The 25161-nt window shown below is 60.1% G+C and carries 13 protein-coding genes; 7 read left to right on the top strand and 6 right to left on the bottom strand.

The genetic code is table 11. The features are described from left to right. Positions 1-27 precede the first annotated feature (27 nt). A complete protein-coding gene (locus Q1A32_RS02310) occupies positions 28-993 on the bottom strand; it encodes a glycosyltransferase family 2 protein (protein ID WP_299648935.1) in 966 nt (321 codons plus the stop codon). A 1-nt stretch (position 994) separates the two neighbouring features. Continuing rightward, positions 995-2596, bottom strand: coding sequence for an O-antigen ligase (locus Q1A32_RS02305; RefSeq protein ID WP_299648932.1), 1602 nt, complete (start codon positions 2594-2596; stop codon positions 995-997). Positions 2597-3274: 678 nt separating this feature from the next. Between Q1A32_RS02305 and Q1A32_RS02300 the strand changes: the two genes are divergently transcribed. Genes Q1A32_RS02300 through Q1A32_RS02285 form a run of 4 tightly spaced genes read left to right on the top strand, consistent with a single transcriptional unit; the run spans position 3275 to position 7947 of the window. Further along, positions 3275-4174 (top strand): ExeA family protein, encoded by a 900-nt coding sequence (locus Q1A32_RS02300; RefSeq protein ID WP_299648929.1) that lies wholly within the window; start codon positions 3275-3277, stop codon positions 4172-4174. Continuing rightward, positions 4171-5709 (top strand): Wzz/FepE/Etk N-terminal domain-containing protein, encoded by a 1539-nt coding sequence (locus Q1A32_RS02295; protein ID WP_299609857.1) that lies wholly within the window; start codon positions 4171-4173, stop codon positions 5707-5709. Before Q1A32_RS02300 ends, Q1A32_RS02295 begins: the two co-directional genes overlap by 4 nt. Before the next feature lie 40 nt (positions 5710-5749). Then, positions 5750-6538, top strand: a complete 789-nt coding sequence (locus Q1A32_RS02290) for a CpsD/CapB family tyrosine-protein kinase (protein ID WP_299648926.1) — start codon at positions 5750-5752, stop codon at positions 6536-6538. A gap of 44 nt (positions 6539-6582) precedes the next feature. Beyond that, positions 6583-7947 (top strand): oligosaccharide flippase family protein, encoded by a 1365-nt coding sequence (locus Q1A32_RS02285; protein WP_299609864.1) that lies wholly within the window; start codon positions 6583-6585, stop codon positions 7945-7947. On the opposite strand, the gene Q1A32_RS02280 is transcribed toward Q1A32_RS02285, so the two are convergent. Then, positions 7948-8892, bottom strand: a complete 945-nt coding sequence (locus Q1A32_RS02280) for a hypothetical protein (RefSeq protein WP_299648923.1) — start codon at positions 8890-8892, stop codon at positions 7948-7950. A 120-nt stretch (positions 8893-9012) separates the two neighbouring features. On the opposite strand from Q1A32_RS02280, the gene Q1A32_RS02275 reads away from it, so the two are divergent. After that, on the top strand, positions 9013-10233 hold the full coding sequence (locus tag Q1A32_RS02275) for a glycosyltransferase (protein ID WP_299648920.1): 1221 nt from the start codon (positions 9013-9015) through the stop codon (positions 10231-10233). Between the two features lie 127 nt (positions 10234-10360). Here Q1A32_RS02275 and Q1A32_RS02270 read toward each other — a convergent pair whose 3' ends face one another. The 3 genes from Q1A32_RS02270 to Q1A32_RS02260 are packed head-to-tail and all read right to left on the bottom strand — an operon-like array spanning position 10361 to position 22486. After that, positions 10361-15040 (bottom strand): MupA/Atu3671 family FMN-dependent luciferase-like monooxygenase, encoded by a 4680-nt coding sequence (locus Q1A32_RS02270; protein WP_299648917.1) that lies wholly within the window; start codon positions 15038-15040, stop codon positions 10361-10363. A 16-nt stretch (positions 15041-15056) separates the two neighbouring features. Beyond that, positions 15057-16076 (bottom strand): glycosyltransferase family 2 protein, encoded by a 1020-nt coding sequence (locus tag Q1A32_RS02265; protein WP_299648914.1) that lies wholly within the window; start codon positions 16074-16076, stop codon positions 15057-15059. After that, a complete protein-coding gene (locus tag Q1A32_RS02260; RefSeq protein ID WP_299648911.1) occupies positions 16073-22486 on the bottom strand; it encodes a type I polyketide synthase in 6414 nt (2137 codons plus the stop codon). The genes Q1A32_RS02265 and Q1A32_RS02260 overlap by 4 nt, the downstream gene beginning before the upstream one ends. A gap of 360 nt (positions 22487-22846) precedes the next feature. On the opposite strand from Q1A32_RS02260, the gene Q1A32_RS02255 reads away from it, so the two are divergent. Together Q1A32_RS02255 and Q1A32_RS02250 are read left to right on the top strand one after the other, a co-directional pair. Beyond that, positions 22847-23596, top strand: coding sequence for a GDSL-type esterase/lipase family protein (locus tag Q1A32_RS02255; RefSeq protein ID WP_299648908.1), 750 nt, complete (start codon positions 22847-22849; stop codon positions 23594-23596). Next, positions 23593-25161, top strand: a complete 1569-nt coding sequence (locus tag Q1A32_RS02250; protein WP_299648905.1) for an MBOAT family protein — start codon at positions 23593-23595, stop codon at positions 25159-25161. Before Q1A32_RS02255 ends, Q1A32_RS02250 begins: the two co-directional genes overlap by 4 nt.

Raw genomic sequence — 25161 nt, 5'->3', positions numbered from 1 at the left:
TGGCGGCGACGCTAAGCCGTGAGCCGGTCATTTGTATTCGATCAAGCCGCGCGGCCGACTGGTCAGTCTGCGCAGGTGAAATTCGATCACACCGGCGGCTTCGGCAAACTGTCCCAGCACAACCAGCCCCGCACGTTCCCAATCAATGCGCCTGCCTCCGCCGCGCCGGGCCATGCGCAGAACGCGCAGAGGGTAAACAGCGAAAAGTATCAGAGCCAAAGGGCTTGTCAGCAGTGCAAGCAACAGGATCGCGATTGGCACCACAAGGCCCCAGATCAGGACCCTGCGCACATCTGCCACGCAGTGCTGTTCGGGCGGGGCACCGTGCATCGCAGCCCCTTCGGCCCAGGCATGGCCCGCCCGACGGGCCCGTGACCAGAACTGGCCCAGCCGGGTCATGGCCGCGTCGTGCCACGTCATCTCGGCATCGATGCGCCAGACCTTCCAGCCTGCAGCCCGCATCCGCACGCACATTTCGGGCTCTTCACCTGCGATCAGTCCCGGGTTGTACCCACCGATTGCTTCCAACGCGTCCATGCGCATCAAGGCATCACCACCGCAGGCGCGCGCCTCGCCCATCGGCACGTCCCATTCCCAGTCGCAGAGCCGGTTGTAGATGGTCGCTTCGGGGAAGCGTTCCCGGCGGCGTCCGAAGACAATGCCGACATCGGGATGGTCGGTGAGGAAGGTCTGCGCTGCATCCAGCCAGTCTGGTTGCAGTTCACAATCGCCATCCATCAGTTGCACCAGATCGGGCCGCGCGCCATGAGTGCGCAAGCGTTCAAGCCCTGCATTGCGTGCGCGCGCCGCAGTAAAGGGCTGCGACATGTCCAGTGTGACAAGCTCGGCGCCTGCCGTCTGGGCCGCATCCTGCGAGCCGTCGGTGGAGCCGCTGTCGACATAGATGATCCGCGACGCGGCCTGAACCGAGGCCAAGCCCCGGATCAGGCGGTCGCCTTCGTTGCGTCCGATGATGATCACAGCAAGCGACATGTTATCTTCTGTACAGTTTTGTAGTTGGGGCGGTTGTACCGCGCGTGATGCGCTTTGCCTGTCGGGTGTAGCGCGGACCTGCGGGGGCCGTTGGCTCTGTCGTGTCGCGGGCCACAGCTGCAGGAGCGGGCCGTGCATATCCGGGTCGCAGACGCAGGGCAGGCGGGTCAGGCACCTCTTCGTTGGCGGTGGCCGTAATGCGCCCCAATTCCAACCGTCCCCAAAGCGCCCCGGCCAACAGCCATTTGTCAGGGGTCATGCCAGAGTTGGGGATCAGGTCGATTGCCGCAGCAGTCAGCGCTGCGGCAATCACCGCCGTCTCCATCCCGATACCATCCTTTCGCCAGCGCCACAGCAGCAGGATCACCGGCAGGAACATCAGCCCGAAGCGTCCGATAAAGCCGAACCAGCCGGATTGGCTGAGCAACAAGGTCCATTCCCCGTCGGGCACCGCAAATTCGCCATTGCCCAGGTAAAGATTGCGCCCCCAGCTGCCCCAGCCAAAAAACGGGCGCTCCTGCGCGCGCGCCAGCAGTTGTTCTTCGAAGTTCAGCCGGTAAGCGAACGAGGCTGCGCGTTCTTCGTTCACATTCCCGGCCAAGGTGACGACCGTGTCGAGCGGGATGATCGAGGTGCCCCGGACAACGGGGTAGAGCAATGCGATGCTGACGATCCCGGCGGTGAGCGACAGAAGAACCCAGCGGGGCGCAAACAGAAGGATGGGACACAGGAACAGCGCAATAACCAGCGCGCCCAGCGATTTGGTGATCACCAACCCGATAAACAGCATCCCGGCCGCCATCAGGAAGCGCCCGCGCAAACGCCCGGTATGCACCCGTGCCAAGCCAACCGAGATGATCAGCGCGGTGGACAAGAACAGGGCGACCAGCAGCCCGTGGCTGAGAAAGACAATTGGGCGAAAGCCGTCGCCGCGCACGTGCTGCGACCACAGATGTGCAAAGAAGCCGTAGGTCCATTGGTTGAGCTGTGGTGACATCCGGGCTTCGAACATGGCCAGGGGGACATAGAGCAGACCACCTATGCAGAACCCGGCAAGGAGGATTTTCTGACCTTCGGGGTGGGCGAAGAACCTGCGCGCCAGCAGCAGTGGTATCAGGTTGACCATAACCACAAGGATGCTTGCCCCGGCGTCCTGCAGCCGCAGCCCCGGAATAAAGATGTTCTCGCCGACGATACCTCGGGGCCAATTGTAGATATTCAACTCGATCACCGGGTCACGGTTGGTCACAACCGTCATGACCGCGCCCACCATTGTCAGCCCGATCAACACCAGTGGCAGGCGCAGGCGCGGCACCCAGCCGTCAAGCCATTGCGCTGTGCTGGGGTCCGACGTTTGTGGCCCGCCGCGCCCCGTGTTGGAGGCCCGAGAGATCGCAATCAGTGCCAAGGCCAGCGCCGTATAGGCCGGAATGGAGATCTTGTTCAGCTCATAGAGTGCCGGCAGGTCGATGGCGTGGCGTTCGGGCAGGAACAGATAGCCCCCGAGGATCGTCACCAGAATGGCGACTTGCAAGCTGCGTCCACGACAGATCAGGCTGACGACAACCGGCCAGCTCAGCAGGGCAAAGACCGGAGGTATCATGCCTGCCGTCCCTTTCGTATGTCACATTGTATTGTGACCATCCTGATCCAAATCCTGTTAATGTAACCTTTTTTGGTTTTCGACGGGCACTATCGCACAAATCGGGTGGCCTGCGGACCTGCCCTTTGCCTGTCGGGAGATATTCTATGGCCAGTGTGACAGGTATGCCAAGGGCGGAGTAGCGGTTCATTTCGGAGGCGCGCAGATCAATTTCGATGCTGTGCTGACCGAAGTGGCACCGATGCGCCGCTGGCCCAGCAGTGTCACCATTGAGCGGGGCAACCTCCAATTCGTTCCACTGACCCGGGTTTTTGTAGAATGGGCAGGCGAAACGGGACTTTGAGCGTTGGTCTGCCTCATTATTGGCGGTGTTGATCGGCTGTTGTGTCCAAGCCACGCTGGGATCAAATCAGATCAAAAAGGGCTGTTGGCTACGTCATATGACAGCCGATTCCTGACCTCATATTGGTGCCTGACCAACGGCTCATACCTCTCGACCATCCCGCGGGGGTGAAAAGGTTAAGCTACGCACGCCATTTTTGAAACAAAACCGCTTCTTTGACCTGCTTTGTCTCGGGGATTCACTCTGTCGTCTGTTGATTGGAAGTGATATAAGGATGCGCGTTTGATAGAGCACTATAGAAAACGCGCCGCAGACTAGAGCATTCGGGTAGACCTTTGAAAACGGACCTTTATCTCAAGCATTTCCAGTTCCGGGAGCGCCCCTTCGCGCTTCTGCCGGATCCGGATTTCATATTCTGGTCCAAAGGGCACACACGAGCGTTTTCCGTTCTGGAATATGGGCTGATTACACAAGCGCCGATCACTGTGCTGACCGGCGAAGTTGGCGCGGGCAAAACCACGCTGCTTCAGGCGCTGATTGCGCAGGTGGATCGTGATGTTGTCGTTGGGCTTATCTCCAACGCGCAAGGTGGGCGGGGCGAGCTTTTGCGCTGGGTGCTGAATGCCTTCGATCAACACGCGGAACCTCAGGCCGATTATGTGGCGCTGCACCAGCAATTCGTGGATTTCGTTCTGTCGCAATACGCTGCCGGTCATTCGGTGCTTCTTATCATTGACGAGGCGCAGAACCTGTCTTCGGAAACGCTCGAAGAGCTGCGGATGCTGACCAATATCAACTCGGGCAAGGATGAGCTTCTGCAACTTGTCCTGCTGGGGCAGCCTGAGCTGCGCGAGATGATCTCGCAGCCCGAATTGCGCCAGTTCGCGCAACGCGTTTCGGTCAGCTATCATTTGGAGCCCATGGACAGGGCAACCAGCCGGGAATACATCCGCTCGCGTCTGTTGCATGTGGACGGAAGTGGCGAAGAATTCACCGAACACGCCATGGCGCTTATCCATCAGATCAGCGGCGGCGTCCCGCGCGAGATCAACAAGCTTTGCGATCTTGCGCTTGTCTATGCGGTCAGTGCCGACAAGATGGCGGTCGATGGCAAGCTGATCGAAGAGCTGCTGGCCGATGGGGTGATCCTGACGGCCCCGATCCGGCCGCTGTTCCTGTCCAACCGGTACGCGGTCGATATGCCTGACAATCATTCCGGGGAGGCTGCGGAATGACCTTGCCGCTGCGCTTTTACTGGATGCTGCTTTTGCGTCGCATGCCGTTGATGATGGTTCTGGTTCTGCTGTGTTCCGGGATTGCCGTTTTTGCGGCATTTACGCTGCCGCCGGTCTATTCCTCCATGGCCCGCCTGCAGGTGGAAGCGCCGAAGATCACTATCGAACTGGGACGCAACGTTGTCGAAACGGAAGCCGCCGAACAGTTGCAAGTGATCGAAGAGCAATTGCTGACGCGGGCAAACTTGCTGGATATCGCTCAGAAATATGGGGTTTTCGACGATATCGGCGACATGACCCCTGACCGGATCGTGGGCGCGATGCGGGAAGCCACCAGCATTCGCCGGTCCAGCGGGAGCAATCAGGCAACGCTCATGTCGATCTCCTTTACCGCCTCGCGTGGGCAGGTCGCGGCAGAGGTCGTCAACGATTACGTAACGCTGGTGCTGGAGGCCAACAGTTCCTTCCGCCGCGAGCGTGTCGAGAACACCGTGTCCTTTTTTGCCCAAGAAACAGATCGGCTGGCAGATGAAATTGATGCACAGTCCAATCGGATCATCGCTTTCAAAAATGCCAATGTAGAGGCGTTGCCCGAAGATCTGCTGTATCGGCAGGATCGCCAGTCCACGTTGCAGGAACGTCTGAGCCGGTTGGAGCAGGAACGCGCGTCGATCGTGAGCAACCGCAGCGAGATGATTGCCGTGTTCGAGGCAACCGGGCGGCTTGGCGTGACTGCGCGACGCGAATTGTCCCCCGAAGAACGGCGGCTGCAGGATCTGGAATTGGAACTGGCCGAGGCCCGCACCATCTACTCCGACACGAACCCCCGCCTGATCCAGCTTGTAGGCCAGATTGAACAGCTGGAACGAAGCATTGCCGGGGCAGGGCCGCGAGACGACGAAGACCCTGAAAACGCAGAGCCCTCGTTTCTGGATTTGCAACTGGCAGAGATGAACCAGCGCGTTCAGGAAATTGACCTCGAGATCGTGCGCATCAATGACGAGCTGGAACAATTGGCCCGCGCCATCACGGCGACTGCGACCAATTCGATCACGTTGGAACGTCTGGAGCGCGATCTGGAAAGCATCCGCACGCGCTACAACACCTCGGTCAACAACCTCAATCAGGCGCGCATGGCCGAACGGGTCGAAGTCAATGCCCAAGGCCAGCGCATCAGCTTGATCGAAGGCGCGGTTGTGCCGCAGGAACCGTCAGGTCCGCCGCGTATGAAAATTGCGGTTGCCGGAGTGGGTGGCGGCATGATGCTCGCTGTTGGTCTGTTTGTTCTGTTTGAACTGCTCAACCAGAAAATCCGACACCCAAATGAATTGCAGTCACGCTTCAACATCATCCCCATTGGGGTGGTCCCCTATCTGGAAGCGCGGGGGGAGCGGATCCGGCGGCGTCTGTACAAGCTTGCCGCTATTTTGGCGGCTATCGCGCTGGTTCCTGCCGGACTTTACTATTTGCACACGGAAATCATGCCTCTTGAGATTGTCGCGAACAAGATTCTTGGGCGCTTGGGATTGATGTAAGACGCCGGGGCTTAGCTCGCGGCGATAAAACGGACAGAGAATGGAAAAACTTCAGGCGGCTTTGGCAAGAGCTCGGTCACAGCGATCGGACACAGCGCAGATCCATCCGGGCCCCAAGGCGAAGCCCGAGGCGCCTGGGGCATGGGATGATCTGCCCCGTGTTCACCTGTCCGACGCAACATTGCGCAAGCACCGGGTTGTGTCGCAGGCCCCGGACACCAGCTCTGCGTCCTTTGACGTGTTGCGGACAAAGACGTTGTTGCAGATGCAGCAGAATGGATGGAGCCGGCTGGCCATCACGTCCCCGGAATCCTCCAGCGGCAAGACGACGATTGCGTGCAATCTGGCTTTGGGATTGGGCCGAACGAACAACTTGCGCACCATTCTGTTCGATTTCGATTTGGGCGATCCATCGGTTCATCAGTTTCTGGGCCTTGAAAGCCGCCACAGTCTGAGGTCGATCCTGAACGGGCGCGTACCGCTGTCGGACCATTTGCAGCGGGTCCGCGAGAATGTCGGCGTTGTCATCTCGCCCGAACCTGAAGCCGATCCAAACAAACTGATCCTGTCCGACAAGATCGGTGAATTTCTTGATAGCGTGCAAGACACCTACAAACCTGACGTGATGATTTTTGACCTGCCTGCCATCCTCGGTGGAGATCGCGCACGGGCGTTCCTGAAAAACACCGATTGCGCGCTGATCGTGGCACTGGCCGAGAAAACGCGGTTCAACCAACTCGATGTCTGTGAACGCGAAGTTGCCGAAAGCACCAACGTGTTGGGAGTTGTCTTGAACGGCTGCCATCCAAGTGCGGTCAAGGCTGAATAGGGCGTGGTGGGCCTGTTTTGTGAACCGATGAAAGCTGGGTAGGTATGTTCGGTATTATCCAGCGGCAGTTCTCCGGCGACGGAATGGGTGCGCGGGTCATGCGTGGCTCTGTCCTGACCTTTCTGGGTTTTGGTGGAGGGCAGTTCTTACGGCTCCTGTCGAACCTGATCCTGACGCGGCTTCTGTTTCCCGAAGCCTTTGGTCTGATGGCAATCGTGTCCTTGTTTTTGGCAGGGTTGCAGATGTTTTCCGACGTGGGTCTGGGCACCAGCATCGTGCGATCAAAGCGCGGGGATGACCCGGTCTTTCTGAACACGGCCTGGACATTGCAAGTGATGCGCGGCGTCCTGTTGGGCCTCATTTGCTGCGCGATTGCAGGCCCCGTCTCTCGGTTCTACGGAGAGCCGATCCTGTATGAGCTGATGTTCGGTCTCGCCTTCACCGTCTTTATCATGGAGATGCGGTCCACCCGTATCGGGACCGCGTCCCGCAACATCCATCTGGGCCGCGTGACCTTCCTTGATCTGGGCTGCCAGTCGGTGGCGATTGTCGTCATGGTGGTGCTGGCGTGGGTCTGGGAAACGGTCTGGGCGCTGGTTGTGGGCATGATGGTGCAACAGGCGTTGCATGCGGTGCTGTCGCATCTGGTGCTGCCCGGTCATCCGAACCGTTTGCGGCTGGAGCGGGCGGCCTTCTGGGAGCTGTTCCATTTCGGCAAATACCTTTTTGTCAGCTCCGGCCTTACCTTCATCATCGAGAACGGCGACCGCATGTTGCTGTCGAAATTCTTCACGCTGGCCAATCTGGGCTTTTACAACATCGCGTACTTCTTTGGCTCTGTGCCGCTGATGCTGATGGGCAATTTTGCGGTGCGTGTGGTCTATCCGCTTTATTCGGCCCGACCCCCGGCCGAGTCAGAGGCCAATCGCCGTGCGTTGTCCAAGGCGCGGTTCGGGCTGACAGGTCTGCTGTTTGCCATGCAGTTCGTGCTGGCGCTTTTGGGCCAGTGGCTGATCGAGTTGCTTTACACCACCGAATACTGGGCCGCGGGTCCAATCCTGGTGGTGATGAGCGTCTCGTTGATGCCGAGCCTGATCATTCGTGGCCACGCCTTTGTGCTGCTGGCTGTTGGCAGGTCGGGTCTTTTCACCGCCTATCAGGCGTTGCGTGCGGTGCTGCAAACCGGGCTTCTGATCGTAGGCGTGATGAATTTTGGCTTGATCGGGGCACTGGCGGCCCAACCGCTGGCAGCGATCCTGAGCTACCCGGTGCTTTATTACCTGATCCGGCCCTACCGCGCCGAAGACCCGCTGCATGACGGGGTCTTTATGGCTCTGACCATTTTGTGCGGGTCGCTGGCGTTCTGGATCAATCAGGACGCTTTGCTGCATGTCCTGTCGATCCAGTGATCAGTCCCCGCGCACTCCGCTTGGTGCATAGGCGCTGACCACCTGCCAGACGGTGTCCTGCATCGCGGCGGCAAGCTCTGGTCCCGGGTCTTGGGCGGGTGAGCCATCCGATTTCAGCAAAGCATGTGGCAAGCCCACGGGGCTGCGCCCGTACAGCACCGCGTAGTGGGTCAAAGCCATCAGGTAAGCGCCATAATCGTTAAAGTGTATCGTGTCGGAGAAAAGATCCTCGCGGGTTTTGACCGGCCCGATGCCGCCAGCCGCCTCAAGTCGGCGCACAAAGGCTGCCATGACCTGTCCGCCGGGAATGACATAAATGGGTTGGGTCACATCGTCATGGGCGAGCGCGCGGCGCAGAATTTCGGTTTCCCAGTATCGGTCCAGATCCAGATCCAACCGCGTGAGCCAGCCTTCGGGGTCATCCAGATTGTGCCAGGTTTCATACAGGTAGACGCGGGTTTCGGGGTTACCAGCCCAAGTTGCGGTCGCCCATTTGCGCAGGTAATCCTGCGAATTGTGGTATTCTATGCTGTCGCGGATTTCGACCGTCTCGGTCAGGACAATCGCGTCGTATGATCCTTCGGCCAGCGCCTCGTGCGGGTCGCGATATTGCGTGTGCTGGTTTTCCTGTTCAAACCCTTTCACCGGCATATCCGGTTCCCAGTGTTCACGCAGCATGGCGCCCCAGCCAAGCTGGCTGTTGAAGCTGTGTTCCGCCCCGCCCAGTTGCTCAAGCATGACCGGCATGTCGCGCCCCACCAGGCTATGACCCAGATGATACACCGACAAACCTGACGCAGGCGGCTCAAGTGGGGTTTCATAAAGTTCGGCGAAGTCGGCATCGGCCAGGGGCTCCGGCCCACCGCAGCGGGTTGTTAGTCCGCATGCTGACAGAAAGAGCAGGAGCAGTGTGGCGGATTTGCGTTTGAGACGACGTAAAGGCATGGGAACAACGTGTTTTGGTGACAATGAAGACTTCATTCGATATGTGTCCCGTCATTAGGTCAATGCAAGACCGGACGACAGCATCCGTTTTGATGATGTGACGACGGGACACACTATTTCATGACGAAATCAGGAAAGTTGCTTATTTATGCGCCCGTTCCGCTGGTGCAGACAAAGGATGGTCTGCATCTGGAAGGACAGGCCTGTAATGGGCTGCGGTTGTGGGCCGAGCATTTCGATGAAGTTGTCTGTATGAACCCGGTCACGACGGGGCCTTTGCCGGACGGCTGGATCCCCATCGATCAGGCCGGTCTGGACATGCACCGCATCCGGCTTGTTCCTCTGCCCATGGCCTATCGGCCGGATCAGTTCTTTCGCCATTTTCGAGCCTGTCGGGACATCATTCGTACTGAGATCGCCAATGCGGACTACCGGTCCTTTTCGATTGGGGGTCTGGCTGGCGATTGGGGTTCGGTTGCGGCGTGGCAGTCGCACCGGGCGGGGCTGCCCTTTGCGATCTGGACGGACCGGGTGGAATCCGAAGTTGTACGCCGGACCGCTGCCAGCAGTGATCTATGGCGGCGCAGGCTGCGCGCCCGGCTGGAACATCGCCCCATGTGGTGGTGGGAAAAGTTCATCATCCGCCGCGCGGCACTGGGCCTGTTTCACGGCAAAGAGACCTTTGACACCTACGCGCCCTACTGCAAACAGCCGCAGCTGGTGCATGACATCCATATCAACAAGGCGGATCATATCACGCCTGATCAGGTTCAGGCAAAAAGTGCCGCGGTTTCGCAGGGTCCCCTGAACATCGTCTATACAGGCCGGGCCAGCGCCATGAAGGGGCCTCAGGACTGGGTTGGTGTGTTGGATCGCCTGAATGCACAAGGCGTGGACTTCAAGGCGACCTGGTTGGGCGATGGTCCTGATCTGGCCGAAATGAAGTCTCTTGTCGATGCAGCCGGGCTGAAGGAGAAAGTCCATCTTGCCGGGTTTGTGGAGGACCGCGACACGGTCATGCAACACCTGCGAGAGGCGCATATCTTCCTGTTTTGCCACAAGACCCCTGAATCGCCTCGCTGCCTGATCGAGGCGTTGGTCTCAGCCGCGCCCATTGTCGGATATGAGGGGTCTTTTGCCCGCGATCTTATTGCGGAGCATCAGGGCGGGCGGCTTGTGCCGTTGAATGATGTCGACGCCTTGTCAGATGCCGTGGCCGCGCTGGACAAAGACAGGGCTGCGCTGGCCGACCTTATCGTCCGGGCCGCCCGCGATGGGGCTCCGTTTGATGACGAAAGCGTCTATGAGCATCGCTGCGAGATCATCAAGACCTACCTCTAGCGCTTGACCTGAACGCGATAGGAATAGCTCAAGTTTGGAGGTCGACCGTTGCCATTGCTTGACGGCCAGCCAAACCGCCCGCCGAAAAATCGGGCAGCGTTTGTTGTATGTGTTGGCCGTAGCGGCACTATCCGCCTTTGCGACGCGCCGCCCGCATGGCCCGGCGTTGTGCCATCGCATCGGCACGGGTGGCGGGATGCTCTGCAGCAACTGCCGGTGCGCCGACGGGTTCGGGCACTTTTGCCGGTTCGGGGGGCGCGGTCGAAGCGGCAGGTTTCGGCGCCGCGGCGCCCAGCTTACCTTCCACCGCCGCTGCCAGATCGGCGAGAACCGGGAACCGGAAAATATCCGTGATCGACAGTCTGGTGACACCCAGTTGGGACTTGATCTCACGATGCGCCTGCACCGCAAGCAAGGAGTGCCCGCCCAGATCAAAGAAACTGTCACGCCCGGAGATATCAGAAACCCCGAGGATCGCGGTCCAGATCCCGCTGATTGCCGCTGTCACATCGCCGTCGAAACCGGGGCCGTCGCCCGAGGTGGTTTTCGCCGTCGCAGGGGCCGTCGGAGTGTTGGCCATTTTGGCCCGCAGAGGGGCGCCCGGCACGGGCAGTGCCTTGCGGTCGACTTTCTTGTTGGGCGTCAGCGGGAAGCTGTCCAGCGTGACGAAGCGACCCGGGATCATATGGGCGGGAAGCACCCCGGCCAGAGCCGTTTTCAGGGTAGGTTCTTCGAGGCTTCCATCCGCGAGCAGATAGGCCACAAGTTGTTGGACGCCGGGTGTATCTTCGCGCACCAAAACAACCGACTGGCGCACACCGTCCAATGCGTCGATGGAAGTTTCGATCTCACCCAGTTCGATCCGGTACCCGCGTAGCTTGACCTGAAAGTCGGCGCGACCGAGGAAATCCAGTTCTCCGCTGGGCAACCAGCGCGCCAGATCGCCGGTGGCATAGATGCGCGCACCCTTCTTGGTTGAAAACGGGTCTGCGACGAAGCGCTCTGCCGTCAGGTTTTCGCGCTGCCAATAGCCGCGCGTGACGCCATCGCCGCCGATATACAGCTCACCCGGCACGCCGATGGGTTGCGGTTCCAGCGCGCCATTCAGGATATAGACCTGTGTGTTGGCGATGGGGGTGCCAATGCCGACAACCCCCGCATCAGCGCGCGCTGTCCGGGTTGTGGACCAGATCGTCGTCTCGGTTGGCCCGTACATGTTCTCGATATGAGCCTCTGTCAGCGCATTCAGATCGCTGACCAATGCGCCGGGCAGCGCCTCCCCTCCCAGCATCAGGTGCTTCACCGACCCTAATGCAGCGCTGGCCTCATCATTCATCACCAGCATCCGCGCCATCGACGGAGTGCATTGCAAATGCGTGACCTTGTGGCGCGAAATCTGGGCCGCGATCGAGAAATCATCCGCCGCCGGACCCGCACCTGCATTTGCCGCGCGCACAACTTCGGCCAGTGGCGTCAGCGCTTCGAGGATCGTATCCACTTCGATACCGTAGTCGATGAGGCATGCAATCTCGGTCACGCCGATACCCTTCACCTCGGCGACCTTGGCCATTGCATCTTCGGTGGTGCCAAAGAGGCCGCTGTCATTGAAGTAGCGTTCAAAGGCGAAATCGAGGATGCCCTCCAGTTCTTCTTCGGTCAGAGACCCCAGATCCAACTGGAACGCGTTGTCCACACCTTCCGGGCGTTTGAAGGCAGGAAAGGCCCAGGCGTATTGCTTGATCAGCCCGGCGGCCGAGCGCAGGTAGTCCTTCATGGGTCCGCGCGCCACTTCCCGCGCTTCGTCGCGGGTGCCAGCCAGATAGGTGTGCAGCATCAGCGTCACCTTGAAGCGCGCTGGATCATGGCCTGCCTCGCGCAGCGCCTGATGGTAGAGTTTGATCTTGTCGCCGACCTCGCTGACCGACTGGCCCAGCAGGTGGGTCAGCACATGACAGCCATTGCGCCCCGCCTCTTTCCAGGTCTCGGGATTGCCTGCGGTCGTGACCCACAGATCAGGGGTTTTCGAGATGGGGCGCGGTTGCGTGACGACCTCGTGCATCTGCCCGTCCTTGCGCGGGAACGCCACCGGTTCCCCGGCCCACAGTTTGCGCAGATCGGCGATCTGGCGGAACATGGCAGGTTTGTTTTCGGGGGGCGTGTTTTCGGGGCGCAGCACAAAGTCATCTGGCTGCCAGCCACTGGCAATCGCCATGCCAGCCTTGCCGTTGGTGAGGTTGTCGATCACTGCCCATTCCTCGGCAATGCGTGCGGTATGGTGCAGCGGTGCCACGCACGAGCCTGCGCGGACCCCAATGTTCTGTGTGGCCCCCGCTACGGCTGCGCCGGTGACGGAGGGGTTCGGATAGGGGCCGCCAAAGGCGTGGAAATGCCGTTCCGGCGTCCAGACAGCGACAAAGCCGTTCTGGTCGGCGAATTTTGCGCCTTCCAGCAGCGTGCGATACTTGTTACGCCCGCGCCCGTCATCGTTGCCCCAGTAATAGAGACTGAATTCCATCCCGCCCGGCACACCGCCGCCTGTGTCGCCGTCTCCGGCCACCAGCGCCCGGCTCTCATCGCCGGACAGCACCAGCTTGAAGCCGCGCGCGAGTGTCCAGAACAGCTCCAACACGGAAATGTCGAAGCTGAGAGACGTGACCGCCAGCCAAACCCCGCCAGAGGCGTGATCGATCCGGTCATCCATGCCGACAAAGAAATTGGCGACATTGCGGTGTTCAACCATGACGCCCTTGGGCCGGCCAGTCGAGCCGGAGGTGTAAATCATGTAGGCCAGATCAGCGCCGCCGACACTGCTTTGTGGGTTGGTGTCGGGCTGGTCCGCCACGGATGCCGCGATATCGAGGATCTGTGCCGTACTGGAAGGCAACGTAGCTGCAAGATCTGCATTGGTGACGACCACGCCTGCCTGACTGTCTTCCAGATAAAGCGCCGTTCGATCCGCTGGATAGGTCGGATCCATCGGCAGGTAGGCACCGCCCGCCTTCAGGATCGCCAGCGCCGCGACCAGCAGACCGGAGGAGCGCGGCAGGTGCAGACCCACCGTGACACCCGGTTTAACGCCCATGCCGATCAGCTTGTGCGCCAGCCGGTTGGCGGCTGCATTGAGTTCGGCATAGCTCAGGCTCTCACCCTCAAAGGCGAGCGCTTCGGCCCCTGGCGTCCGCTCAACTTGCGCCTCGAAGGCCTGATGCACGCACTCTTCGGGGTCATATGGTTTGTCGGTGGCATTCCAGTCGACAAGTGTCTGTTTCCGCTCTGCCTCGGGCAGAATTGACAACGCCTTTGGATCATCGCTGCTGCTCAGGTGTTCCAGCAGATGAGTCAGCCGCGCGGCGTAAAGGTCAAGCGCGGTCTCGTCGATGCGGGCCTTGTCGCCATAGAGCGTCGTCCCGGTCTGCGTCACTGCCAGCGTCAGGGCAGATGGGCCGATCAGGCCAGCCTCGGCCGTGTCGCTGAAGGCCAGCGCAGGCAAAGTCGGATCCGTGCCCGGAAGACGCGCCAGCAGGTCGGCTGCAAACGGGCCGCGCGTGCGCGCCGCTTCCATGGTTTGCGCCAGCGCAGCTGTCATGGCGGCAAAGCTGTCCGTCATCTCGACCTTGACCGGAACCCAGTCACATAGATGGGCATGTGTGCCCGGCAGGGACAGCGCAAAATCGGCACGCGCGTCTTCGGTCATGCGTGCCATCAGAAGGGCAAAGGCAGTGCGGGTCTGGTCCTCTGACACGGTGGCAGACACGGGGATTGTGCGCGCCAACGGCTGCGCAGGGCCTGACGCAGGATTGATCAGGGGCAGATCAACAGGCGTGATTGCTTCCAGCGCTTTGCGCCAAGTCGGATCGGTCTTCGCAAGTGGGCTCAGAATTGCCTCTACATCCGCTTTTGCATCCGCCGAGGGGCTTTGCAGGATGGTTCCCACACGGGCAATGTCGCCGGGGGTTGCTGCATTGCCATCCGTGCTGGTGATCCGGGTCAGAACCAGATCTCCTTGACCCGTGGCGATGCCAAGCTGATCACCATCGGCGGCCAGAACCGCCCCAGGTGCCGCGCCCGAAGCGCTCTCGGATACATGGGCTGCTCGGGCCAGCCACAAATTGCCGCCAGCCTCGAACGAAGGCAGCACAAGCGGGTTCCAATACTCTCCGTGATCCAGCGCGCGGATTGTCCGCGCAAGATCAGCAGCCGGTTTGGTGAAATCCAGCATCGCGTCGGGACGGGCGTCGCGGGCGAAATAGCTGCGCAGGCTCAGGTCCTGTTTTTGCCGCGCAGGCTCTGGTTTCGCGAGTTCCGCCATCAGCGCCGGGAAGCTTTCGATCGCCGCACCGTAGCATTTGGTGTTCAGTGTCAGCGCGGTATCCTCGGGGGTGATGGTGATCTCGGCACGGGCCAGTACGTCACCTTCATCCACGCCGCCTTCGATCAGGTGCCAGCTGATGCCATGCGATGTCTCGCCTGCCAGCGCGGCCCACACGGGCGCGTTGAGCCCCGCATAGGCGGGCAGCGGTCCGTCATGGAAATTCACTGCGCCGCGCTTGGGCAGGGCCAGCACTGCGTCGGGAATGATGTCCAGATTGGCGATGGACAAAAGCCAGTCGCAGTCCATGCCGGCAAGCGAGTCCGCCAAACCCTTGCCCGGTGCCACTAAGGGCAACCCGGCACCCGCCGCCCAGCTTTCCACATCGCCGTTGCGCGTGACCACGGCTGAAATAGTGTGCCCCTCACTGCGCAAAAGCTCACCGCATTGGATCACAAGGCTTTCATGGCCGATAAGGATTGTGCTGAAAGAAGACATGGGGAAAATCCCTGAATTAAGCTCGGGTTTGGGGCGCGGGTACTGTGGGTTCGGGCACCTTGAAGGCGCGGTGCCCGGTCAGAAGTGCGCGCAAATCATGGATAAGTAGAGAAGACAGAAATCCGGGCGCAATGTTGCGTTGCTTGCGGGTCAAGGTGCAACGCAGCCAGTTCAGAAAACCGCCCAAGAGATGCACGACCGTCGCAAGCGCGGCATAGGCACGGCCATGGCTTTTCGAGAAATAATACCAGCGGCTATCGAACCAGTAGTCGGGTACGCGCTTCCATTCCTTCATGCCGGTGGAGGCAGAGCCGATATGCGCCACCTTGCTGGCGGGCAGGTAGTCGGTTTTGTACCCGGCCCGTGCTGCACGCAGGAACAGCTCGGTTTCCTCGAAATAGAGAAAGAAGGTTTCGTCAAAAAGCCCGATCTCATCCAGGACCGATTGGCGCATCATGACCGATGCCCCCGCCAACCAGTCCACCTGGATGGTTTCTGTCGGTGTCTCGATCGGGACCTTGTGGTTCTTCAAAAGGCGGCTCACCGGACCGAAGCGGATCGCGCCCTCGAACTCGCTGGCGATGGAGGGGAAGCGAAAACTGGTCAGATGCGTATCGCCTTCGGGGCCATGGATGTAGCTGCCTGCAAAGCCGGTGCCCGGCGTGGCCTCCAGATGATCGAGCAGCACCCGGATCGCATCTGCTGCCGGGAAGGCATCGGAATTGAGGACATAGAGGTAATCTGGCCGCGCTCCGCCCGGAAGTCCGGCCCGAATGCCCACGTTGTTGCCCGCGCCAAAGCCGCCGTTGCGGCCCGACTGGATCACGCGCACACGGCCGTCCGCATCCCAACCCTGTTTGGCCACATGTGCCGACAGGGTTTCGAATGACCCATCCTGACTGTCGTTGTCGACAATCAGAATCCCGCCCGCGATCCCTTCCATGGCCCTGCGGGCGGCGTCCACCGATTGCAGCGTCATGTCAGCGGTCTTGTAGTTCAGGATAATCGTCAGAACCGTCGGGTGCTCTGCGGTCATTCGGCCGCCTCCCGGAAGGGGGGGCTGCCCGGGGTGGGCCGCTGTGCCATTTCAAGCTCTGCTGCTTCCAGCACCTTTTTCATACGGGCTGCCAGCACGCGCACATTGGGTTCCAGCACCATCGAGTCGTGGTCTCCGGGCACCTCGTGAATGGCAACGCCGGGCACGAAACGCGTCCAGTCATTGTCGGGGTACATATAGTGCCGGTCCTTGTCCACGAGGCGTCCGGGTGCCACTTCCCACTGCGCGAGCAGGGGCGGCCGGAAGAGCGTCAGCGGGCCGTTCCATGCAGTCACCTGATACTTGCCGACGCTTTCCAGGAACGCGGCTTCGATTGCGGCATCGTGGAACTGCTGACCTTCCTCGGCAGCGCCATCCTCGTTGCCTTGGCGCTTTTGCAGTTCCCAGGCGATGCGGTTCTTTGCCCATGTCGTGACATAGGACGCCCCTTCGCCTTTGAGGTTCAGCCAGTTGATCATCATCCGGTCTCGGCGCGTCAGCGGCGGGCGCTGCGGCAAGGGCGTATCCAGCAGGATGACAGCGCCGATCTCTTCGCCCTCGGCCTCAAGCTGGCGCGCGATTTCGAAGGCTGTGATGCCGCCGCCCGAAAAGCCACCCAGCATATAGGGGCCTTCCGGCTGAACCTGCCGCATCTCGGCGATGTAGTCGGTTGCAGCCTCTTCAATGGTGCGGTGGGGGTCTTCATCACCGTACAGACCGCGGGCTTGCAGCCCGTAGAAGGGGCGATCGGTCCCCAGCAGATGCGCCAGGTGACGCAAGTTAAGCACATTGCCGAACATGCCCGCCACGAGGAAGAACGGCGCGCGTGGCCCGCCTTCGCCCGAATGCATTGGCACCAGATGGGTAAAGCGACGCGCGGGCTTGGCCTCGCCCTCGGACCCGCCAGTCTCCTCGCTGCCTTCGTCAGACACGCCGCGTTCGGCAATCAGTGCTGCCACCTTACGGATGGTCGGTGCTTCGAACAGGACGGAGATCGGGAAATCCACGTTCCATGTCTTGCGGATTTGCGCAAAGAGGCGAACCGCGATCAGCGAATGGCCCCCAAGATCAAAGAAGCTGTCTTCGGCCCCGATCTGATCGACGCCCAGAAGTTCGGCCCAGAAGCCTGCAAGCGTGGCTTCGATTGCGCCTTCGGGTTCCACATACTCGCTATCGAGCTGCGGACGTTCGAAAGTCTGTCCACCGCCTGCGCTGTTGTCCTCCATCTGTCCGGCCTGCGCAATCATCGCCGGGATTTCCAGCGAAGACAAAATCACCTGTGGTGTCTTCAACGCCAGCGCGCGCATGAACAGGTCGGCACCTTCCTCGGCCCGGATCCCTTGACCCAGATTGTGCCGAAGCCGTTCCTCGGCAGGTGACAGGGGCTGGATTGTCTCGGCGCCCGTGACGGCTGGTGCATCTTCGGTTGCTGCAAAGCCTGCTGACGTTTCCATGCGCCGGATCGAAAAGCCGCGAATTTCGACACAGACTTCGCCCTCGGGCGTGGCGAGCGTCACGTCAAAGCTCGCGATCTCGCCCGTGGAGCGGTTTTCGCCGGCATTGCGGACCCAGGATACGATGCTGGCAGGCAGATCGCGGAACACTTTCACGGAGCGGTAATTGACCGGCACCCACAGATAGGCCTGCGGGTCATAGCCATCGATCAGACCCATGGCCCAGCCCGTGGCCAGATCCATCAGGCCGGAGTGTAAGCGATAGCCCGCCTCAAGATCACCTGCCGCAGCTTCGGGCAGGGCAAGTTCGGCGAGGCCCTCGCCGTTCCCCAGGGCCGTGGATTGCAGAACGCGCCATCGGGGGCCAAACTGCAAATGCGCCTCTTGCGCGCCTTTCAGCGCCCCACCTTCGGGTGCGCGTACAGGTGTGGCACAGCGTGCGGCAATCCCGGCGACATCAATGGGTGCGGGCGTACGCATCGGCAACAGCGACAAATGCGCTTGTGCATTCATCTCGGTTGCACCGTCAGGGCCGCTTTGCACTTCGAGGTCGTAGCCCGTTTCGCTGCGCGGCAGACGAAGGGTGACGGATCGGGTCTCACCTTCGCCAACAGCCAATGGTCGCAGGAAATATAGATCGCGGATTTCGAATGCGGCGGTCTCCCCTTGCGCACGCAGCGCCTGAGCCGCCAGATCCAGATAACCGGTGCCAGGCATCAATGCATCGCCAGCACCTGTCCGGTGATCATGCAGTACCCAGCGATCGGCGACCGTGTAGTTGGCCGTAAAGATGCGGTGCCCTGCCGCGTCGAATGTCTTTTCGTCCAACAAGGGCACATTGGCGGGTAGAACAGGGGCTTCCTCATTGGCCCCGGTGCGCGCCGCCATGGCGTCCGCTGCCATGCCGGTGTCAGCCCAGATGCCCCAACCGATGGCTTGCACGTGCGTTTTGCCGCCCGCGCGGGCCTTGGCGTAGGCGTTGAGATATTCATTGGCGGCCACATAATCGACCTGACCCGCAGGCGCTGTCGCTGTGGAACTGGACGAAAACAGGACCATCCAGTCCAGATCACCATCTGGCCAGACATCCTCAATGACCCGCGTTCCATGCAGTTTGGGTGCAAAGACATCTTCGATCTCGGTAATTGTCTTGGTCTGGATCAGACCATCCTCGATCACGCCAGCGGCATGGATGATGCCCGATACCGGACCCATCTGTGCTTCGATGTCGGATCGCAGGGCGCGCATGTCTTCGACGTTGGACACATCACCGGCGAGGCAAAGGACCTCGCCGCCTGCCGCTTCCAGCGCTTGCACCGCCTTGATCCGGCGCGGCAGAGCGTCGCCCGGTGCAGTGTTGGCCAGAACCTTGTCCCAGTCTTTCCTTGGTGGCAGACCGCCGCGTGACATCAGCACGATGCGTGTGCCTGCCGCCTTGATCATGCGTTCGGCCAGTGTCAGGCCAATGCCGCCAAAGCCGCCCGTGATCAGCACAACGCCCTTGTCCTTCAGCTGTGCCTGCCCGGTTCCGGGCGCTTCCAACGGTTGTGGACGCCAGGACATTTCATAGCGTTTGGCACCGCGCAGAGCGGCGGTCATGTCGGTCGGTGGCGACAGAAGCTCTTCCAACACAGGCTCTGTATAAGCAGTCAAGGACGGGTTCGTACGCCCCTTGGCCTGTGGCAGATCCAGATCCAGCGTGCCCACGGTAATCTGCGGGAATTCGCGCCCAATCACGCGAGCCGGACCTGCAAGTGTCGCCTTCTCCGGGTACTCCAGCGCCTCGCTTGCCACCTGTACGGCACCGGAACTCAGCACGGTCATGTGAACAGGATGGCTCCAGCCTTCATCGCCCATGGCTTGTGCAAGGAACAACAGGCTGAAGAAGCCCTGTTCCAGATTGCGATGAAAGAAACTTGATCCGGGTCGGAAGGTTTCGCGTGTGGTGGCGAGCCAACCGTGCAGAACCCGGGTGGGCAGGAACTCCCGCTCCAACAGATCGCCGACCAATGCGTCATAACTGTCGCGCCCGCGTTCGGGTGACAGGATATAGCCGTCCTCGCCATCGCGGGCGAAGGTGTCACCTGCGCGCACGGTCAGGATCTCGTGCCCCGCCGCGGATAGCCGGGCGGTCACGGCATCACAAAGCCCCGCCTCATCGGCAAACACCAACCAGCGTTCCGGCGGCAGGCCAGTAAGATCGCCCGTAACGTCGATATCGCAACCCGCATAGGCCGGCTTCCATGCTGGACGCCAGCCCCATGTGTCGGGGTCGTCATTGCGCATCAGCCATTCTGAGGCGTTTTCCACTGGAGCCTGCGAAGGCTCGATAAAATAAGGTGCGCGCTGAAACGCATAAGTTGGCAGCGGCAGTTTCACGCGCCGCGCTTCGCCCCAGACCTGATCCCAGTCGATCTCTCCGCCCAAGGCCCAGACCCGGCCCAGCATCGCCATGAAGTAGGCGTCATCCGCCGTATCATCATTCGGATGGCGCAGGGATGAGATCACCTGATTGGCCTCTACATCCGGATGCTGCCCTGACAATGACGCCAGTGCTTTGCCGGGACCGACCTCAATAAAGATGCGGTTCTTGTCCGCCAATGTGCCGATGCAATCGGCAAAGTGCACTGTGCCGCGCAGATGTCCCACCCAATAGTCGGGGCTTGTGGCCTCGGCTTGCGTGATCATCTGGCCCGAGCGGTTGGAGGTGAAGGGGATTTGCGGCGCATTCAGCGTGATGGAGCGCAGATAGTCACCGAATTCCTGCAGGATTGGTTCCAGCATACGGGAGTGGGCCGCGATATCGATCGGGATGCGCTGGCAATCGACCTCGCGCGCCTCCAGCTCCATTTGCAGCGTGTCCAAGGCCGCTTGCGGACCGGTGGCAACCGAAAGGTTCGGCGCATTGACCGCACCCAGATCCAGATCATCGCCCAAAAGGGGCCGTAATGCATCCGCGGGCAGGGCCACCGACAACATGCCGCCCGCAGGTACGGTATCAAAGAGACGCCCGCGCAGATGCACGAGGCCAATGCAATCCTCAAAGCTCATCACACCAGCTACGCAGGCAGCGGTGTTTTCACCCATAGAGTGCCCCACCAGCGCGGTGGGTTGCACTCCCCAGCTCATCCACAATTGGGCCAGCGCATATTCGCAGATCATGATCAGCGGCAATTGCACTGACGGTCGGGTCAGCTTCGCGTCTGCGTCAGCCTCTGTGCCCGGTTCGGGAAGCCACAGTGCGCGAATGTCATAGTCCAACTTGGGGGCAAGGATATCGAGGCCCTTGTCCATCCACTCTGCAAAGACAGGCTCGGTCTCATAAAGATCGCGCGCCATGCCAGCGTATTGCGCGCCGCCACCGGGGAACATGAAAACTGCGTCGGGTCGGTCGAGTGCCGTGTGCGTGAACACCTGCCGCGGGTCGTTGGCCTCAAGCTTCTGGGCCGCCTCTTCGTGCGTTTCGCCGACCACCACGCGGCGGCGTTCAAAGGCATGGCGCCCCTCTTTCAGAGTCCATGCCACATCGGCCAGATCTTGATGGGGGTTGGCCCGCAAATGGGCGGCTAGCTTTTCTGCATTGCCCTCCAGCGCGGCTTTGGAGCGTGCGGACAGAAGCAACATCTGGAAGGGCCAGTCGGATTCCTCCGATGCTGCGCGTTCGGGTGCCTCTTCAAGTACGACATGGGCATTTGTGCCACCCACGCCCAGAGAGTTCACGCCTGCACGGCGCGGTCCTTTGTGGCTGACCCAATCGCTGAGCGTGTCATTCACGCGGAACGGCGAGTGTTCGAAATCAATCGCCGGGTTCGGTGCGTCATACCCAAGCGATGGCGGAATTTGCGCGTTGTGCAGCGACAGCGAGGCCTTGATCAGGCTTGCGACCCCGGCCGCGGTATCCAGATGGCCGATATTGGTCTTTACGGAGCCTATGCGGCAGAACCCGGTCTCATCCGTGGTCTCTTTGAAGGCTTGTGTCATGGCGGCGACCTCAATCGGGTCGCCCAGATAGGTGCCGGTGCCGTGGCATTCCACGTAGTCGATGGTGTCGGCGGTGACGCCAGACATCAGGTGCGCCTCGGCAATCGCTTCGGCCTGTCCGTCCACGGAGGGCGCCAGATACCCGGCCTTTGCCGCGCCGTCGTTGTTGATGGCCGCGCCTTTTATCACTGCCCAGATGTGGTCGCCGTCGCGGATAGCATCTTCGAGGCGACGCAGCACAACGGCGCCTGCACCCGAGCCAAAGACCGTGCCTTGTGCGCGGTGGTCGAACGCATGGCAGTGGCCATCGGGCGAGAGCACTTCGCCCTCTTTGTACAAATAGCCGCGATGCTGGGGCAGTTCGATCGTGACACCGCCTGCAATCGCCGTGTCGCAATCATCTGCCAACAACGCCTGCACCGCATAATGGGTCGCAACCAGCGAGGTGGAGCAGGCAGTCTGCACGTTCACGCTGGGGCCCTTCATGTCGAAGATATGGCTCACGCGGGTCGACAGGAAATCCTTGTCATTGCCGGTATGGCGCAGGAGGAACATACCAACATCGTCGACCAGATCCCTGTTCGAGCAGATGTTGAAATAGAAATAGCTGCCCATACCGCAGCCTGCATAAATGCCGATAGGCCCTTTGGCTTTGGAGGGCGGATGGCCCGCGTTTTCCAGTGCTTCCCAAGCCACTTCCAGAAACTGACGATGCTGGGGGTCCATGATCGCCGCTTCTTTGGGCGATAGCCCGAAGAAATCTGCGTCGAAGGTTTCGAAACCGTCGAGCGGCGCGGCGGCAGGTACATAGTCGGGTCGCTCCACAAGATGTGGTGCTTCGCCTGCGGCCAGAAGCTCTTCCCGGGAATAGTGACGGATGGACTCAACCCCATTCTTGAGATTGTCCCAATAGGCCTCGATACTATCTGCCCCGGGCAGATGCGCGGCCATGCCTATGATTGCAATGTCGGTCATGAATTACGTCAGCTCGAACTATGTTTGATTACGCTTTACTCAAAGAATACGCCAAAATTAGGCAATGAATGTGCCAGAAAAATTGTCCAAAAAAACACCGTGAGTCTTCATGGATTCTGACAGGATTGTCCAGTTGCTTGGCACATCATACTTACTTTTGCCCGTTTGTGCCGTGGCCAGATGCAGTTTTTGACCAATTTATCAAACGTGCAGGCTTTTTGTACCGGGTGTGACCCAAATACTCCTGAGATGAGCATGTTCGTCTTGGAAGAATCCGCCAGACTTGAACGGATTCGGGCCTTCCTGTAGGGAAAGCTTCGGGGTGTATTTTGGCTCTTCGACGGGACGGACAGTTTTTTTATGAGTATTTTCAGAATATTGGGTTGGGCAGGATGGCTTGCAGCACTGGCTGCAGTGGCCGCTTGCTACGTTGTATTGACAGAGTTGCAAGACACCCGGCGCGAGTTGCGTCTGGAAACACTAAGACTGCCACCTGCACCGGCAACCCGGCTCCCAGACACTTGGCAAGATGCGCCGTACCGGGTTCTTCTCGTCGGAGACAGCCGGATCGCTGAATGGTACGCCTTGCCCAATGAAAACAACGTGGTGTTCGCCACAAGCGGTGTAGGTGGGGAATCAACGGCAGAAGTACGGGAACGGTTTGCCCGTGACGTGCTGGCGCTTGATCCGGCCCCCGATGAGATCGTTCTAGCCGCCGGGATCAACGATCTGGTTGGCGCCAGTGTCCAAACCCGCAACGTGCCCGGTATACATGATCTGATTGCGGACCGAATGCTGGGGCATCTGGCCGCGATGGCAGAAGACGCCAGCGCGCAAGGGATCAAGGTGAACGTTGCGACGATCGTGCAACCGACCGAGCCGGATTTGCAACGGAGTTTGCTGTTCTGGGACGATGTACTTTATGAACTTGTCAGCGAAGCCAATGCCCGCATCGCGGAGCTTGGGTATGACGTCATCGACTTCAATCAGGCCCTGAGCGGTGGCGATGGCCCGCTCCCCGGCGAGTATTCCCGAGACACCCTGCATTTCAATCAGCTTGGCTACACCACGCTGAATGACGCCCTGAGCAAGGCGTTCTCGTCCAGATGATATTCTTTCAGCCAGTTTTCTTTGGCTTCTTTGCTGTTTTCTTTCCGCTGTACGGTTTGCTGCGTAATCGGCTGGCCCGGCAGAATGCGCTGATCCTTCTTGGCAGCTACATCTTTTATGGATGGTGGGACGTCCGGTTCCTGATTCTGATCACGATCTCGACCGTTGTTGACTATATCTGCGGGTTGGTGATCTCGGGGGACCGGTTTGGCGCAGCCGTTTGGCGTGCACCGCTGGCGTTGCTTGCGGCGGTCCTGGCTGGGATTGCGGTATTCGCGCCGGGTAGTCTGATCATGATTGCCAGCCTTACGGCACTTGGTATGGCTCTGCTGGCAGTGGCATTGGCGCTGACAAAGGAGATGCCGCACGACAGACGCAGACGGTTGTTTCTGGGTCTGTCGATCCTGACCAATCTGGGCATTCTGGCCACGTTCAAGTACTTTGATTTCTTTGCAGGCGAATTTGCCCAGATGGCCAGCGCGGTCGGATGGGAGGTCAATGCGCTGACCCTGAACCTGATCCTTCCGGTGGGGATCTCGTTCTACACCTTCCAGACGATGAGCTATACGATAGACATCTATCGGAAGGACTTCCGGCCGACCCGCGAATTCCTGCAGTTTGCCGCCTTTGTCAGCTTCTTTCCGCAGCTTGTCGCAGGGCCCATCGAACGGGCGCGCAACCTGCTGCCGCAATTTGCCGAAGCCCGACAGATCAAAGCGGATCGCCTGAGATCCGGCGCGCTTCTGTTCATGTGGGGCTTTTACAAGAAGGTGGTAATAGCTGACAATGTGGCGCCCGTGTCGGACCGTATTTTTTCCGATCCTACGGCTGTCTCGACAGGTGAGCTTCTAGCTGGGGCGCTGGCCTTTACCATCCAGATTTACTGCGATTTCTCGGGTTACTCGGACATGGCCCGCGGGCTGGCGCGCATGCTCGGCTTTGAGTTGATGGTGAATTTTCGCATGCCGTACTTCTCTCGCACGCCGTCCGAATTCTGGCAACGTTGGCATATTTCGCTGTCCAGTTGGTTGCGGGATTACCTGTACATCACGCTTGGTGGCAATCGTGGCGGAGCGTTTTTGACCTATCGCAACCTGTCCCTGACGATGCTTTTAGGCGGGCTTTGGCACGGGGCGGCCTGGACCTTCATCGCCTGGGGCGCCTTTCACGGCGCGATCTTGGTGATTTACCGCATTGGCGACGTCGACAATCGGCTATCGGCGATGGCTGGCGTGCCGCGGATGGTGGCCATGCTGACGGCAGGCGTCATAATGTTCGTGCTGACCGTGATCGGCTGGGTCTTTTTCCGAGCCGCAAGTTTTGCCGATGCCGCCCACATGCTGGCTCATATGTGGATGCCAGTTTGGTCGGAAAACTATGCCACGGTTTTCTTCTACGCAGCCCCGTTGATGATCATTGAAACCTTCATGCGTTTGACGGGTCGGCAAAACCCCTGGGAGCGAATGCCCGGTATTGTGGTGTTCAACCTATGCCTTTTTGTGCTGTTCTCTGTTCTGTTCCTTGATGTCTCGACGGGTCAGGACTTCATCTATTTTGATTTCTAG

The sequence above is a fragment of the uncultured Tateyamaria sp. genome (genome assembly GCF_947503415.1).
In the GTDB taxonomy this organism is placed as follows: domain Bacteria; phylum Pseudomonadota; class Alphaproteobacteria; order Rhodobacterales; family Rhodobacteraceae; genus Tateyamaria.
The sequence above is the reverse complement of the archived record's forward strand: the minus strand, read 5'-3'. Positions and strand labels throughout refer to the sequence as shown.